Here is a 13,506-nt window from a genome sequence, read left to right as displayed (position 1 = left end):
CGGCGCAACGGAAGGCGAAAGCAGGCTCACTCCTGCAACGCCGCCACCTGTACATCCTCCTGCTGATGTATGGCTGATCACCCGGCCATCAGTTTTCCAACGGGATAAGCACCTGCTCATCCGGCGCCAGCACCATGAACACCAGCAACTTGGCAGGCTTGGTCGAGCTGGCGTTTTTCGACACCAGATGCTCGGAGCCGGCCGGCTCGTACCAGAACTGGCCCTTCTTGTAGGTGATCGCCTGTTCGCCCTTCACTTGGGAAATTATTTCGCCATCCAGCACGTAGGCCATCGCGGTGCCTTCGTGTTTATGGGCGATCGAGGACTGGCCGGGTTTGTAGTCGACTTCGATCATCATGGCTTTCTTGCCGGGTGCGTTCTTCAGCAGTTGTTCCTGCAGGACGGTGATTTTCTCGGACGGATCGTGGGCCATCGCCGATGCGGACAGGGTGAAGGCGAGGGCAGCGGCGAAGAAGGGCAGGGCTTTCATGGCGGTTTACCTGTGAGGGTTGAGGTGTAATCACAGTAGGCCGCAAAGGGGCAGGTTCAAACGGCCAATATTCGGGAAGATCAGGTGACCAATCCAGGCAAGGCAAGTAACTGTGGCGAGGGAGCTTGCTCCCGCTGGGGTGCGCAGCGCCCCCAAAACCTGCAATCCAATTCCTTCAGGAGAATCACTTTGCCCGGTTTGACGACTGCTGCGCAGCCGAGCGGGAGCAAGCTCCCTCGCCACAGGTGGGTGCTGGATGATGGGAAAGCTGATGCTCCTGCGCGCCGGACAAATGGCCAATGCGGGAAGATGAGATGACCCACTTAGGCGAGAAACTGTGGCGAGGGAGCTTGCTCCCGCTGGGGTGCGCAGCGCCCCCAAAACCTGCAATCCAATTCCTTCAGGAGAATCACTTTGCCCGGTTTGACGACTGCTGCGCAGCCGAGCGGGAGCAAGCTCCCTCGCCACAGGTGGGTGCTAGACGATGGGAAAGCTGTTGCCCCTGCGGGCCGGGGCAAACGGCCAATGCGGGAAGATCAGGTGACCAATCTTTGTCAAAAGCAAAGATCGCAGCCTTCGGCAGCTCCTACAGGGGAACGCATTCCAGAGTAGGAGCTGCCGAAGGCTGCGATCTTTTGATCTTGCTTTTAAACGATTGGGAAGCTGTTGAAATCGACGCTATTGGCCAGGCGGCTATCGATCAGGTCGATAAACCCCTGCGCCTCGGGGCGGTTGAAATGCGCCTGCATCGCCGCTTCCGACTGCCAGCGCGCACTGACCGTCCAGCGGTGGCTGTCCTCGGGGCAGCGGTCGACCAGGTAGGAATCGCAGCCCGGGGTTTCGCGCAGGGTGTCGACGATCTTCTGCAATTGCTTGCCGAGCTCTTCCGAGCGGCCCGCAACAGCCTTCACCTGAACCGTGTTGATCACTTCGTTGGACATTGCTCACACTCCTGAATCAGGCCGGACGAATCCTGCTCACTGAGGGATAACGCCTGTGCAGAATAGGCCTGCCGCCATGAATCACCAATAACCAATCGGCGGTAAAAGCCTTATACCAAGGGCTCATGACAGCTGTTCGAGGATGTCACGCAGGCGATCGAGGGCTGTGTCGATATCAAGGGTTTCGATGGCGCCGAAGCCGAAGTACAAGCCTTCCTTCGCCGGCTGCTGGTAGTAGAAACCACTGATCGCATACAAGCCGACTTCGACCTTTTTCGCCAGCTCGATGACCAGCGGTAAATCAATCGGCACCTTGCAGAACACCGCCATGTGAAACCCGGCACTGGCTGGCACGGCTTGCAGCCATGGCGCGAGATCGGCTGCCATGCGCTCGAGAATCCGTTCGCGCCGTTGCGCATAGATCGTGTGGCAGCGGCGAATGTGCTTGAGCAGGCAGCCCTCGGCGATGAACTTGGCCAGCGCCCATTGCGGCAGGGTCGAGGCGTGCAGATCGGTCAACTGTTTGGCACGAATCACCGCCTCGATGATCGACGGCGGCAGGATCGCGTAGCCCAGGCGCAACTCCGGCAGCAGGGTTTTCGAGAAGGTGCCGACGTAGGCGACGATGCCGCGCTGATCGAGGTTGTACAGCGAATCGGTGGGCCGGCCTTCGTAGCGGAATTCACTGTCGTAGTCGTCCTCGATGATGATCGCGCCCAGTTCATGAGCGCGGGCGAGCAGGGCCTCGCGGCGCGCCTGACTCATTGCCATGCCCAGCGGAAACTGGTGCGACGGCGTTACATAAATCAGCCTTGTGCCGTCGGGAATCTGCTCGACCTGAATGCCCTCGACATCCACCGGCACCCCGACCACCTCGGCGCCGTGCGTGCCGAACAGCAAGCGCGCGGGCGGATAACCGGGATCCTCCATCGCCACCAGACTGCCGGGACGGGTCAGTACGCGGGCAATCAGGTCCAGCGCCTGTTGTGCGCCGTTGCATACGACGATGTCCTCGTCCTGACAATTGATGCCACGGGAAAAGGCGATGTGCCGGGCGATCGCGTTGCGCAGCGCGGGCAAGCCTTCGGCGACGCTGTAGAAACCTTTCGACTGCGCCATCTGCCGCATCGCATGGGCGACGCAGCGGCGCCAGTCATCCTGCGGGAACTGGCCCTTGCTGGTGGCGCCACCGATGAAGTCGTAGCGCAGCGAACCCTCCAGCGTCGGGTGACGCAGAAACACCGGCAGATTGCGCCAGCTCTCGATCACCTCGGCACTGGCCAGCTCGGTGTGGCTCTGCTTGCGCTGCACCTGGGCGGGGCGGGCGTTGACGTAAGTGCCTTTGCCGATCACCCCGGTGAGGAAATTTTCGTAGGTCAGCTGCGCATAGGTGTCGGAAATGGTCTTGCGCGAGATGCCCAACTGCTCGGCCAGCAAGCGGCTGGGCGGCAACTGCGTACCCGCCGCCAGTCGCCCGGATTCAATCGCCGCGCGCAACTGCTGATACAACTGACCGGCGAGATCCTTGCGGCCGTTGATCACGACATGAAGTTCCATACCGACGAGGCTCCCGGAGGTGAATGAAGTGTCGGTCAGATTAGCGTTGTTGAGCTTTTGGCAGTAGTTGCGTGGAGTAAAAACCGCAAATTGGCGCATGTCCCTTGTAGGAGTGAGCCTGCTCGCGATGGCGGTGGATCAGCCACCATCAATGTTGAATGACAGATCGCTATCGCGAGCAGGCTCACTCCTACAGGGAAATGTGTGTGGCGGTGGTTCGATGGTGTCCTCATTAATCGTCAAATTGGGTCTGTCATGCGGTCATGCCAGCCCTTACCGTGAACTCATCATTCCGCCTGCCGAGAGCCGCGCCATGTCCCTGCGTCTGGATTACTACAACGCGTCGCCCAAGGCGATGAAAGCGATGATTGCCATGGAGGCGCTGACCAGCAACCTGAGTATCGAAGCGTCGCTGCTGCAACTGATCCGAATCCGCGCCTCGCAACTCAACGGCTGTGCGTTCTGCACCGACATGCACTCGGTGGACGCGCGGCGAGCCGGGGAGAGCGACCGGCGCCTGTATGCGATCGCTGTGTGGCGCGACAGCAACTTCTTCAACCCCCGCGAACGGGCCGCGCTGGCCTGGGCCGAGGCGGTGACGCTGTTGTCCGAAAGCCACGTGCCCGATGACGTCTACCAGCAGGCGCGCGAGCAGTTCGATGAAGGTCAGCTGGTGGACCTGACGGTTGCCGTCAGCACCATCAACAGCTGGAATCGCCTCGCCGTCAGCTTCCGCCAGACCCCGAGTGACTGATCACCACACACCGGCAATCTCAGCCCACACAGAGATTGATCACCACACAACCCTGTGGCGAGGGAGCTTGCTCCCGCTCGGCTGCGCAGCAGTCGCAAAGCCTGAGCATGCGGTGGGTCAGGCAAAACCGGTTCGGCAGTTTTGGGGGCGCTACGCACCCCAGCGGGAGCAAGCTCCCTCGCTACAAAATGGCAATCTCAGCCCACACAGAGATTGATCACCTCAATGCATGGTTTTCAGTGGGCCGGCCGCTGCGGCTTCACCGAGGTGCCAAACGTATTCCCCATCCGCGTACTCGTCGCCGCCGGCGTCGCCAGCCCGACCTGAGTCGGCGGTCGCTTGTGCACCGGCGCATTCAACGCTTCCATGTTTTTCTGCGCCGCCGCAGCGCCGTCCGGATTGTTGCCCATCTGCTGGCTCAGGCAATCGTAATTCGGCGCCTTGTAGCCGCCGACCGTGACCTCGACACAGCCCAGCGGCTCCTCCGCCTGCGCCGTGCCCATCGTGATCAGCAAGACCCACATCCACCGTGTTTTCATGTCCGCCTCCTGGCCCGCCCGATTGGGCTGCTCTGGGGTTTGAGTCTAGTGCAAGCGCGGCGCAAAACCCGTGATGGTTTTTTTGCACCGCCCGTCATACCAGAGTCATAAATGCCCCGCAGGATAGCGATTTTCAGGGGTGCGCCAGTCGTGCAGCGAGGCAGTTCGCGGATCAGTCTTCAGCGCTCGGCGACGCTTGTGCGCCGCGCGGGTCTGGGGTGGCTGCTCGGTCTGCTGGCCAGCGCAGTCAATGCTGATCCGGCACCGGCGGATATGCGCATGACCTTGCACATCCCCGCGCAGGAACTGGCTCGGGCGCTGGATCAGTACAGCCGTGCCACCGGCGTCGCGGTGTTGGTCGACAGCCAGTTGAGCCGGGGCCGTCGTTCCCTTGCCGTGGATGGCGAATACACCGCCGCCGACGCCTTGCGCCATTTGCTCGGCGGCACCGGGTTGATGGCACGCTACGCCCGCGCCGACGCGTTCACCTTGCAAGCGGCGCAGGTGGAGGATCTGCCAACGCCGACGGACAAACCCACGCCGGCCGCTGTCGCGGTCAATCGCAGTTACGCGACGGCGGTGCAGGCAGCGATCGAGCGAAAACTGTGCCGTTCGCCGCTGACCCGGCCGGGCAGTTATCGCGCGGTGTTGCAGGTGTGGGTCGGGCGCGACGGCGTGGTGCAGCACAACCGGTTGGTGACTTCGACCGGCGATGTACGGCGCGATAACGCGCTGGTGGAAAGTTTTCGCAACCTCACAATCGATCGGCCGACGCCCAGCGCCTTGCGCCAGCCGGTCACGTTGCTGTTGTTACCGGAGTCGTCAGGGAAACGCATGGAATGCACCAGATGGGAAGGAGTTTCCGGGGGATGAAAGACGCCGGACAAAGCTTGATGGGCCAGCTGTTCCTCAGCTCCTACGAGGATTTTCGCGTGCGCCTGCGCCGCCGCCTCGGCTCCGAGGACCTGGCCAACGACGTGCTGCACGAAACCTGGCTGCGCGTCGATCGCATGGAGACTCCACCGAACCTGCTCAAGCCCAACGCCTACCTGTATCGCATGGCCCTCAACATTGCCGCCGACCGCCGTCAGGCCGATGCGCGTTTGCTCACCGGCACCGAAGTCGAGGAACTGCTGCAACTGGGCGATGAAGCCCTCGATCCGGCGCGGGTCGTCGGCGGGCAAAAGGAAATGCAGGCCCTGCTCAGCGCCTTGTACGAACTGCCCGCACGGCGTCGACGGATCTTCATCGCCGCGCGGCTGGAGGAGGCGCCGCACCTGGAAATCTCCCAGCGTTTCGGCATTTCCACGCGCATGGTCGAGAAGGAAATCAAAGCCGCGTTGAGCTTCTGCGCGGCGAAACTGGAAAGAAAAGTGTTTCAGCGGTTCGGTCGCGGGGCCGGAAAACCGTCTAGCGAATAGTGACCCGATTAATCCGTTGAGAATTTGCGCGTTTGAACATCTTTCGACTGAAACCCGCCGAGCCTTCGGCCGACGAGTCCCTGCACAGCGAAGCCCGCGACTGGCTGATCCTGCTAACCTCGGGCCGCGCCACCGTCGCCGACGCCCGCGCCCTGCGCGAATGGTGCGCGCAGAGCGGCGAACACGCCCAGGCGTTCGAAGAAACCAAGCGCCTGTGGCATCGCCTGCAACCGGCCGCCGAAGCCTTGCAGGGCCGGCGCAGCTTCGGCCGACGGGCATTTCTCGGCGGCGCAATTGCCGCCTCAGCCGCATTCCTGCTGGTGCGCGGCACGATTCCCGGCGGCTTCGAAGGCTTGGGCGCCGACTACATCACCGAAGTCGGCCAGCAACGCCGGGTCGAACCGGCACAAGGCGTCAGCCTCGAACTGAACACCCAGACCCGCATCAACCAGCGCAGCGTCGAAAACGGCGTGCAGGGTTTTGAACTGGTCAGCGGCGAAGTCGAAGTACAAACCGCACGCCTGCCGCTGGCCATGCAGGCCGGAGCAGGGTGGTTGCGCGCCAGCCAGGCCCGCTTCAACCTGCGCAACACCGACCAGCAAGTCTGCGTCACGTGCCTCGACGGCGCGGTCGACGTCGCCATCGAAGGCCGCAACCTGCGCCTCGAAGCGGGCCAGCAAATCACCTACGACACACGGCAAATCGGCAACGTGCAAACCGTCGACACCGCCGCCGTGATGAACTGGCGCCAACAAGTGCTGGTGTTCAACGGCGCGACCCTCAGCCAGATGATCGACGAAATCAACCGCTATCGCCCCGGCATGCTCCTGCTGCTCAACCGCGAACTCGGCCAACGCCGCGTCCAGGCCCGCTTCAACCTCGACCAACTCGCGGGTGTCGCATTGCTTATCCGCGACGCCTACGGCATCAAATGCACCGAACTGCCGGGCGGCGTGGTCGTTCTCAGCTAACCAAAGCCCAGCGCAATCCAACTGTAGGAGCTGCCGAAGGCCGCGATCTTTTGATCTTGATCTTGCCTTCTGTGGGAGCTGGCTTGCCAGCGATGACGGCCTCACAGCCACCCAATCCCCAACTGCCTACACCCAATCCAAATGTAGGAGCTGCCGAAGGCCGCGATCTTCTGATCTTGCTTTTGCTTTCTGTGGGAGCTGGCTTGCCAGCGATAACGGCCTAACAGCCAACCAAGCTAAAGCTGACTGCCCCCAATTCAATTGTGGGAGCGAGCCTGCTCGCGAAAGCGGTCTACCAGTGGCAACAACATTGACTGACCCACCGCAATCGCGAGCAGGCTCACTCCTACAAAAAAGCCGCGGTGATCCCGGCTATTGCAACAACCCAATCACCTGCCGATACCGCTCAACCCCCTGCGCCGTCTGCCGACTCAAGCTAATCTCCAACCCCAACGGGTCCTCCCGCCGATTGCCACTCAGTTGCCGCCAGCCTTTATCGATCTCCCAAACCCGCACCTGCACATCGCTCACCTCGTTTAACACAGCGACGCCATTAACAGGCGCCGGCAACGGATAGCGACTGCGCGCCTCAGCCACCGCCCGATACAACGTATCCCCCTTGACCCACCAGCGAACCCGCTGCAAAGCCCCCGGCTGATCCGCCGCGCCACGAATAATGTCCAGCCGAAACCCCTTGCTGTCACTACTGCGCACCGTCACCGCCGGCGGTGCGGTCGGCGCCTCATCCTCAGCCCCGACCTTGCGCGGCTCACTCAACTCCACCCCCGCGCGCATGTCCACATCCCGCTGCAACTGATTCAACACCCGCAACAACCCATCGCTCTGCTCACTGCTGGCCTGCAAATGACTGTCCGCCCGCGTCACACTGTCCAACCCGCGCCAGGCAATCAGACTCACCACCGCCATCAGCAGAATCGCGACCATCACCTCAATCAGAGTGAACCCTTGCTGAGTCTTCATTGAATACTGATCCGCCCACTGCCATCGCGCTGCACACTCAGCCGATTGGCCCCATCAGACAAAATCAGCCGCAACGGCGGATTGATCCACTCGGCATTCAACACCACCGTCTGCCGCGGCTCCACACGCACCTCCACCTTCGGGCTCTGCCACGCACGCGGGCGCAACTGCGCATCCTCCTTGAACGACTCAAACCCCACGCCATCATCCCCACGCCGGCCAAACCGAAACCCCTTGGCATCCGCCACCCACACAATCGGCCGCCCATCGGCGCGAGCCTCGGCCTGCGCCACCTGCAACAACTGCGCAACCCGCTCGGCATCCTTGCGCAACAACTGCAACGGATCGGGCCTGATACTCAAACTGATCGCCGCACTGGCAATCCCGATGATCACCAGCACCACCATCAACTCGATCAACGTAAAACCCTGCTGCCTGCTCATCACCCACGCGCTCCTTGGCGTCCCATCCCATCGTGCCCGGCGAACATGTAAGGCATGTGAAATAAAACGGAGAGAATTGCCGCGTAGGGTGGTCGCCGACACTAAAAGGAGATTCTGCAATGTTCAGTCGACCCTGAACCTTGTACTTTTCATATAGCAACTCACTTCACTTCAACCCAAACTCCCTCACTAGCACCGCTACGACCATGATCGATAATCGAAACCCAGACAGGCTTGGTTGTAGCGGCCTTTCCATCGATTTCGAGCCAAAAAGCACCTTTATCGGCAATGATTTTGCTTTCAACCGCATTCTGGTCGCTGTTGGCCTGAGGGGTGACTGACGTTGAGAGAATTCCGCTTGTATTCTGTAATGGGTACTGCACTGGCTTCGATAACCCAATTGTCTGTACCGCCCCGTTGTCTGAGCGAACGATAGATGGAGCCAGCGCTCCGCCAGCCTTGCATTGCTCGTCGGTAAAATCACTGGCACGTTGAGCCGCTTTGCGCACCCAATCTTCAACGTCAGGAAAAAGCAGCGCGGGATCGTTTCCGACACTGACCTCACCAGGGAACATAGCTGGAACAGGCGTCGGTATAGGCGGTTTGTTGATGGAGAGTGCATTGGAAATCAAGGCAAAACTCTGACCGGGGGTGAGTTGTTGGGCAGACAACCGCTGATTGACATCAGCCGGTACTTGTAAGACTCGATGGCGGTACTCCGCCTCATAACCTTGGACCACCGAAAGATATTGATAGTAGCGCGGGGCATATTCGGACCAGCGAGGATTTTTGAAATACTTGGCGGCCAACTGTTGCCCAACACTTGAATCGAAACCGTCATATATACGATCCAGACACAGCAATGTATCGACAGAACCCAAGTAAATTTGCTCTCGGGTAGGTGTGTAGAGCACCTCATGTAAACCATATGTAACACCGGCCCCTGTTGCCAACGCCGAAATTTGGTGGCCCCCACCCCCCGTTAGGCCTTTATATGCTCCAAAGCCCAATAGAGATGCCAGTACAGTGCTGCTACCTTTGGAGTACCAAGATTGGCTTGAAGCTGAATTCTCCAATGTTTTACGCAGCTCATATGAAATCTGCCTCGTCGATTTCGCGTCCTCGATATTACTGCCTGTCGTATGCACGTAGGGGTCGAAAAGCACGCAGGAGCTCAAGGCGAAGCTCGGGAGAGCAAGCATTAATTTTTTCATTTGATGGAAGCTCTCATGGCATGAAGTAACGACAATGCTAGTTTGAGAACGGAAAATTGCATCCCATAATTTTTTTTTGACAGAAAAATACTGTCTACACTCTTGAATATGTCGTCGTCGCTTGCGCTGCTAACGCCACCCTACGTCGAATCGGTCGTAGCTGTCCCCCCCAACTTTCATCGAGTTCATCTCTCATGAGCCCAAAAAAATTGTTAGTGATAGTCCTTCCGATGATGGTGGGAGCTGCGCACGCGAAGGAGCTAGACGCTACCTTCATCGAAAATTTACCGATTCAATATCTCTACACCGTAATGCCGCCCGAGTCGAGTTCACCTGACACGGCGCAGAGTTCCACATACGCGGGTGATAGGCGTTGGGAGGCCGGCCGGGTGTTGCGTGTGTGTATGTTTGATGGAAATAAAAGCGTTGCTCGACTTATCAAAGACGTCGCCAGTGAGTGGAATCAGTATTCCGGCGTGAAGCTCAACTTTGGTCCATCTCCTTCAGGCTTCAACTGTCTAGAAAATGGAGGTTTCTATGAAGTAAAGGTACATTTCGGTCAGCAGGGGTTTTGGTCATTGGTAGGCAAAGACAGTGTCAATATTGCAGAACCTGTTGCGCCGTCCATGAATTTGCAGCGTTTCAATTTGAAGTATTCTGAAAGAAAGGTTTCACCAGACGGGGTGATGGCCGCGGCATCCGCCCAAGACAAAGCGGTTATTCTCCATGAGTTTGGACACGCGTTGGGATTGTTGCACGAGCATCAAAACCCGAATCTTAATTGTCAGAACGAAATCAAATGGACCGGCCCTGGAAACGTCTACGACTACTACGGAAAGCCTCCAAACGAATGGAGTGAGGAAGAAGTTAAAAGAAATCTTGGCTTCATAGCCCTTAGCGATCCCGATTTCGTGGCTGGCCCTAAAGACAGCCACTCAATAATGATGTATTCGCTCCCCCCTCAAATCATGAAGAACCCAAATGGTCCATGTGTCGTGCCATCGCCCCTGAAGCTTTCAGAGCTGGACAAACAGACTGTCGCCAAAATTTATCCTGCGGTATCACCAGCTGAACTTCAAAAAGATGTTGAGCTTGCATCATCAAATGTACGCGCTTTACCCGCCTCACTGCCGGTCCAAAATCGTGCGGCTTTGCTTGAAAGAGCTTTGGCTGATATTGAGTCGCAAGATACGTTTACGCGGCGCGACGCCCGGCTTCGTCTCTCGGATTTACTTCAACAAGACAGCAGCAGGAAATCTGAAATTATTAACGTAATGCCGGAGGCCAGTTACCGCTATCAGTTAGGAGTATCAACTGCTCTGCTGAAAGGAAAGGAGGAAATACCACTCAGCAAGGAGGATCGTGAGGTTCTGTGGAAAGTGTCAAAGAAAGCTACGGATTCCACGCTTAAAACAACGCTGGATGGACTCACTCCCCGGTGAAATTTTCTGAGCAATGGATAAAAAATGGGACTAGTTAAATTTCTGAAAATTAGCTAGTCCCCTTTTTTTTGCCATTGTGACCGTGGCGACTGAACCGAAACCCCCTTACCATCGCTCAATCGCAATCGGCCGCCCATCGGCGCGAGCCTCGGCCTGCGCTACCTGCAACAACTGCGCAACCCGCTCCGCATCCTTGCGCAACAACTGCAACGGATCGGGCTTGATACTCAAACTGATCGCCGCACTGGCAATCCCGATGATCACCAGCACCACCATCAACTCGATCAACGTAAAACCCTGCTGCCTGCTCATCACCCACGCGCTCCTTGGCGTCCCACCCCATCGTGCCCGGCGAACATGTAAAGCATGTGAAATAAAACGGAGAGAATTGCCGCGTAGGGTGGCAACAGGGACAACAAGGAGCGACAACCCATGAAATTCACGGCACGGATTACCCACCGCTCAGATTTCGCCGGGGGGCAGGTATTTGTGCGGTGGATTACTCAAGGTGAATGGCTTGAGGTTCTCCGATTTATTGAATGACGGGAGTGGTGACTAGGTTAAACGCTTCCTTACGATGAACGCGGGAAGAGTCCAAAGGTGCGCTCGTGAGTACCACCCGGTTTGAGTGCAGATCAAAGGTCAGCGAACGGAGCATTGATGTTGGAGAATGGTATGCGAGGCACTCCCAGCGAGTAAACGCGCTTCGCAAGCGCTAAGCGCGCGGAGCACTCCCAGCTCCGTACAGGCGTTCTACCGAAAATGAATGTTCGATGGTTTTATGTTCACTCTAACCTTGCGGATCTCATTCGCGATGAATCGTGCCTCGTGCGATAGCGGCTGCCCCGGGATGTACCAAGGTGGGATCTCCGAGTCACTTTCAGAAAAATTGTAGTACCGGGTGCTTTCGTCCGTATCCCAGACAGACATTTCCTCATAGTGCAATTCTTTCTGCCCGTATGAAAAAAAATGCTCATGATCAAGGTTACTGATTAGGCGTTCGATCATGCCCTCAAGTCGGTTCAGATATTTGTACGCTTCAATGCGGGCCTGAAAAGTCACGACGTGGTTAAGCGTTTTCAGTCCTTCTCGCTTACTGACACCATCCAGGCTCACGCACTGCGCCAACGCGGGTTTGACTCTTCGAGCCATATCGCGGGTTTCCGCCATGAGTTCGAGAAACTCCCTCATTCCATGAAACGTTGAGGAAGCAACTTTCTCTGTTTCGCCTAGCGAGGCAATGGCAACGGCATCTAACGACTGAGTCAGAACATTGATCGCATCCAGTACTCTGGGAGATTTGCCGCCCCCTCCCGGTGGCAACGAACACGACATGGTGCTGGCGGCGCCGATCACGGTCTTGAGATCAACCCCGTTCAAGTTATGGTATTGCGGGTGGGCTAGGTGAAACCCCCACTTCCATGCCAAGAATAAGTCGGTACAAAGAATCGCTTTGATCTCTGGCCAGTTCAGCACATACACCTTTGGGAGTCGTACCGCGGGCAGCATGGGAGGCACCTGCCCTGGGTGCGCCTCATCCTCTAACGCAGCGTTGTGCTGTGCCACGTATGTGCTCACCGTTTGGTTCGTTTCCTCGAGTGAAGTCACTATGAAGTGCGCGCTCAGAGGCGCGTGGTAACCTTTCAGAGCATCCAGTTCTTTTTCAAGATGCCCCAGAGTAAATTTTACGACACGCTTGCACTGCATGGTCGCGGTTGAAAAATGGTCGAAAATGTCCACGCCATTCTGAGTGTCACCATTTTTTCCATATCCGGACGACACCCAGTAATTGGCAGTCGGGCGACGACTGATACTGTATTTGTGTTGCACTAAAGGAAAAGCGTCTACGCAGAAGCTCTGGAATTCCTGCCATGTTCCGGGTGGCGGAATACCACGGGTTCGGTCCGAAGCTGCTGTGGTGAAAGTGTTCATGGTTTAGTTCCATCCATGGTGAGGGTGTTGGTGCCAATGATGGCTCGATAGTGGCGCGGTAGGTTATCAGCACTTCTTCTAATTGGGGGCCGCAGTTGTACGAAACTGCTCCGAAACACACCGTGGATTCGTTTGTGTGAAGGACTGGCAGGCTTAAAGTGTCCCGGCAACGCAAGGGTCTCGCTGTAGGCGCGGCCTGATAGCACTCTCTGCCGATCTACCCACCGGATACCTTCACCTGCAGCAACTGCGCCACATGCTCGGCATCCTTGCGCAACAACTGCAACGGATCGGGCTTGATACTCAAACTGATCGCCGCACTGGCAATCCCGATGATCACCAGCACCACCATCAACTCGATCAACGTAAAACCACGCTGCCTGCTCATCACCCACGCGCTCCTTGGCGTCCCACCCCATCGTGCCCGGCGAACATGTAAGGCATGTGAAATAAAACGGAGAGAATTGCCGCGTAGGCTGGCAACAGGGACAACAAGGAGCGACAACCCATGAAATTCACCGCACGGATTACCCCGGCGCAAACCGTCCAGGCCCTGGCACTGCTCACCGCCCTGGTGGGCATCGCGACATGGTCGTCGCTGCTGCTGACCTCGGCGGAATCCCACACACCCGCAGCCGCCCCGCAAGTGCTCGCGGCGAGGAGTGATAGCCCGGCATTGCGGTGGTTCTCCAATGAGACCGCACCGGTGGATATCAAGGTGAGTGGGGTGATCGCGGGCGGGAGTGGGACGGTGGCGATATTGAGTTTGAATGATGGCGCGCCGAGGAGTTTTTTGGTGGGGGAGAAGGTTGGGGTTGGGG

At 58.0% G+C, this 13,506-nt stretch carries 14 protein-coding genes and 2 pseudogenes; 6 read left to right on the top strand and 10 right to left on the bottom strand.

Features of this window, described 5'->3' with window-relative positions; genetic code table 11:
* Window positions 1-88: 88 nt before the first annotated feature.
* The 3 genes from AEQ63_RS11060 to pdxR all read right to left on the bottom strand — a co-directional run bounded on the left by AEQ63_RS11060 (window position 89) and on the right by pdxR (window position 2,988).
* Window positions 89-490, bottom strand: coding sequence for a cupin domain-containing protein (locus AEQ63_RS11060; protein ID WP_064363424.1), 402 nt, complete (start codon window positions 488-490; stop codon window positions 89-91).
* A gap of 647 nt (window positions 491-1,137) precedes the next feature.
* Entirely contained in the window at window positions 1,138-1,431 is a 294-nt protein-coding gene (locus tag AEQ63_RS11055; protein WP_064363423.1) for an antibiotic biosynthesis monooxygenase family protein, read from the bottom strand.
* A gap of 123 nt (window positions 1,432-1,554) precedes the next feature.
* Complete coding sequence (pdxR, locus tag AEQ63_RS11050; RefSeq protein WP_064363422.1) at window positions 1,555-2,988, bottom strand: MocR-like pyridoxine biosynthesis transcription factor PdxR; 1,434 nt, start codon at window positions 2,986-2,988, stop codon at window positions 1,555-1,557.
* A gap of 313 nt (window positions 2,989-3,301) precedes the next feature.
* Here pdxR and AEQ63_RS11045 point away from each other — a divergent pair, with 313 nt between their 5' ends.
* Window positions 3,302-3,742: a carboxymuconolactone decarboxylase family protein gene (locus AEQ63_RS11045; protein WP_064363689.1), complete on the top strand. Its 441-nt coding sequence runs from the start codon at window positions 3,302-3,304 to the stop codon at window positions 3,740-3,742.
* A gap of 236 nt (window positions 3,743-3,978) precedes the next feature.
* On the opposite strand, the gene AEQ63_RS11040 is transcribed toward AEQ63_RS11045, so the two are convergent.
* Window positions 3,979-4,266, bottom strand: a complete 288-nt coding sequence (locus tag AEQ63_RS11040; protein WP_442965707.1) for a hypothetical protein — start codon at window positions 4,264-4,266, stop codon at window positions 3,979-3,981.
* 165 nt (window positions 4,267-4,431) lie between these two features.
* Here AEQ63_RS11040 and AEQ63_RS11035 point away from each other — a divergent pair, with 165 nt between their 5' ends.
* From AEQ63_RS11035 to AEQ63_RS11025, 3 genes are read left to right on the top strand one after another with little or no spacing between them, the layout of a single operon-like run.
* A complete protein-coding gene (locus AEQ63_RS11035) occupies window positions 4,432-5,154 on the top strand; it encodes a secretin and TonB N-terminal domain-containing protein (protein WP_064363420.1) in 723 nt (240 codons plus the stop codon).
* Window positions 5,151-5,702 (top strand): RNA polymerase sigma factor, encoded by a 552-nt coding sequence (locus AEQ63_RS11030; RefSeq protein WP_042606800.1) that lies wholly within the window; start codon window positions 5,151-5,153, stop codon window positions 5,700-5,702. The genes AEQ63_RS11035 and AEQ63_RS11030 overlap by 4 nt, the downstream gene beginning before the upstream one ends.
* 32 nt (window positions 5,703-5,734) lie before the next feature.
* Window positions 5,735-6,673, top strand: coding sequence for a FecR family protein (locus AEQ63_RS11025; RefSeq protein ID WP_064363419.1), 939 nt, complete (start codon window positions 5,735-5,737; stop codon window positions 6,671-6,673).
* Window positions 6,674-7,045: 372 nt separating this feature from the next.
* Here the strand turns inward: AEQ63_RS11025 and AEQ63_RS11020 are convergent, their stop codons facing one another.
* The 3 genes from AEQ63_RS11020 to AEQ63_RS11010 form a co-directional block, all read right to left on the bottom strand.
* Window positions 7,046-7,654 (bottom strand): prepilin-type N-terminal cleavage/methylation domain-containing protein, encoded by a 609-nt coding sequence (locus AEQ63_RS11020; protein WP_064363418.1) that lies wholly within the window; start codon window positions 7,652-7,654, stop codon window positions 7,046-7,048.
* A complete protein-coding gene (gene gspH / locus AEQ63_RS11015) occupies window positions 7,651-8,097 on the bottom strand; it encodes a type II secretion system minor pseudopilin GspH (RefSeq protein WP_064363417.1) in 447 nt (148 codons plus the stop codon). The genes AEQ63_RS11020 and gspH overlap by 4 nt, the downstream gene beginning before the upstream one ends.
* A gap of 161 nt (window positions 8,098-8,258) precedes the next feature.
* A complete protein-coding gene (locus AEQ63_RS11010) occupies window positions 8,259-9,311 on the bottom strand; it encodes a hypothetical protein (RefSeq protein WP_152972348.1) in 1,053 nt (350 codons plus the stop codon).
* Window positions 9,312-9,505: 194 nt separating this feature from the next.
* Here AEQ63_RS11010 and AEQ63_RS11005 point away from each other — a divergent pair, with 194 nt between their 5' ends.
* Window positions 9,506-10,753 (top strand): hypothetical protein, encoded by a 1,248-nt coding sequence (locus tag AEQ63_RS11005; RefSeq protein WP_064363415.1) that lies wholly within the window; start codon window positions 9,506-9,508, stop codon window positions 10,751-10,753.
* 67 nt (window positions 10,754-10,820) lie between these two features.
* Here the strand turns inward: AEQ63_RS11005 and AEQ63_RS11000 are convergent.
* From AEQ63_RS11000 to AEQ63_RS28940, 3 genes and pseudogenes are all read right to left on the bottom strand, one after another.
* Window positions 10,821-11,065 (bottom strand): annotated as a pseudogene (locus AEQ63_RS11000) (prepilin-type N-terminal cleavage/methylation domain-containing protein); the annotation flags it as partial.
* A 441-nt stretch (window positions 11,066-11,506) separates the two neighbouring features.
* Window positions 11,507-12,685, bottom strand: a complete 1,179-nt coding sequence (locus tag AEQ63_RS10995) for a hypothetical protein (protein WP_064363414.1) — start codon at window positions 12,683-12,685, stop codon at window positions 11,507-11,509.
* Between the two features lie 235 nt (window positions 12,686-12,920).
* A pseudogene (locus AEQ63_RS28940) lies at window positions 12,921-13,190 on the bottom strand (type II secretion system protein); the annotation flags it as partial.
* A 3-nt stretch (window positions 13,191-13,193) separates the two neighbouring features.
* On the opposite strand from AEQ63_RS28940, the gene AEQ63_RS10990 reads away from it, so the two are divergent.
* Window positions 13,194-13,506 (top strand): hypothetical protein (locus AEQ63_RS10990; protein WP_064363413.1); only part of this gene is annotated, 313 nt, incomplete at its 3' end.

The sequence above is a fragment of the Pseudomonas sp. RIT-PI-o genome, from assembly GCF_001297215.1.
GTDB classification, from domain to species: Bacteria; Pseudomonadota; Gammaproteobacteria; order Pseudomonadales; family Pseudomonadaceae; genus Aquipseudomonas; species Aquipseudomonas moraviensis_A.
This window is presented reverse-complemented; position numbering and strand designations above follow the sequence as displayed.

Bases quoted from the DNA above. Each gene is read 5' to 3' on its own strand.
- gspH (WP_064363417.1), bottom strand. From the start codon at position 8,097: ATGAGCAGGCAGCAGGGTTTTACGTTGATCGAGTTGATGGTGGTGCTG.
- AEQ63_RS10995 (WP_064363414.1), bottom strand. From the start codon at position 12,685: ATGAACACTTTCACCACAGCAGCTTCGGACCGAACCCGTGGTATTCCG.
- AEQ63_RS11005 (WP_064363415.1), top strand. From the start codon at position 9,506: ATGAGCCCAAAAAAATTGTTAGTGATAGTCCTTCCGATGATGGTGGGA.
- AEQ63_RS11060 (WP_064363424.1), bottom strand. From the start codon at position 490: ATGAAAGCCCTGCCCTTCTTCGCCGCTGCCCTCGCCTTCACCCTGTCC.
- AEQ63_RS11010 (WP_152972348.1), bottom strand. From the start codon at position 9,311: ATGAAAAAATTAATGCTTGCTCTCCCGAGCTTCGCCTTGAGCTCCTGC.
- AEQ63_RS11040 (WP_442965707.1), bottom strand. From the start codon at position 4,266: ATGTGGGTCTTGCTGATCACGATGGGCACGGCGCAGGCGGAGGAGCCG.
- AEQ63_RS11055 (WP_064363423.1), bottom strand. From the start codon at position 1,431: ATGTCCAACGAAGTGATCAACACGGTTCAGGTGAAGGCTGTTGCGGGC.
- AEQ63_RS11020 (WP_064363418.1), bottom strand. From the start codon at position 7,654: ATGAAGACTCAGCAAGGGTTCACTCTGATTGAGGTGATGGTCGCGATT.
- pdxR (WP_064363422.1), bottom strand. From the start codon at position 2,988: ATGGAACTTCATGTCGTGATCAACGGCCGCAAGGATCTCGCCGGTCAG.
- AEQ63_RS11045 (WP_064363689.1), top strand. From the start codon at position 3,302: ATGTCCCTGCGTCTGGATTACTACAACGCGTCGCCCAAGGCGATGAAA.
- AEQ63_RS11030 (WP_042606800.1), top strand. From the start codon at position 5,151: ATGAAAGACGCCGGACAAAGCTTGATGGGCCAGCTGTTCCTCAGCTCC.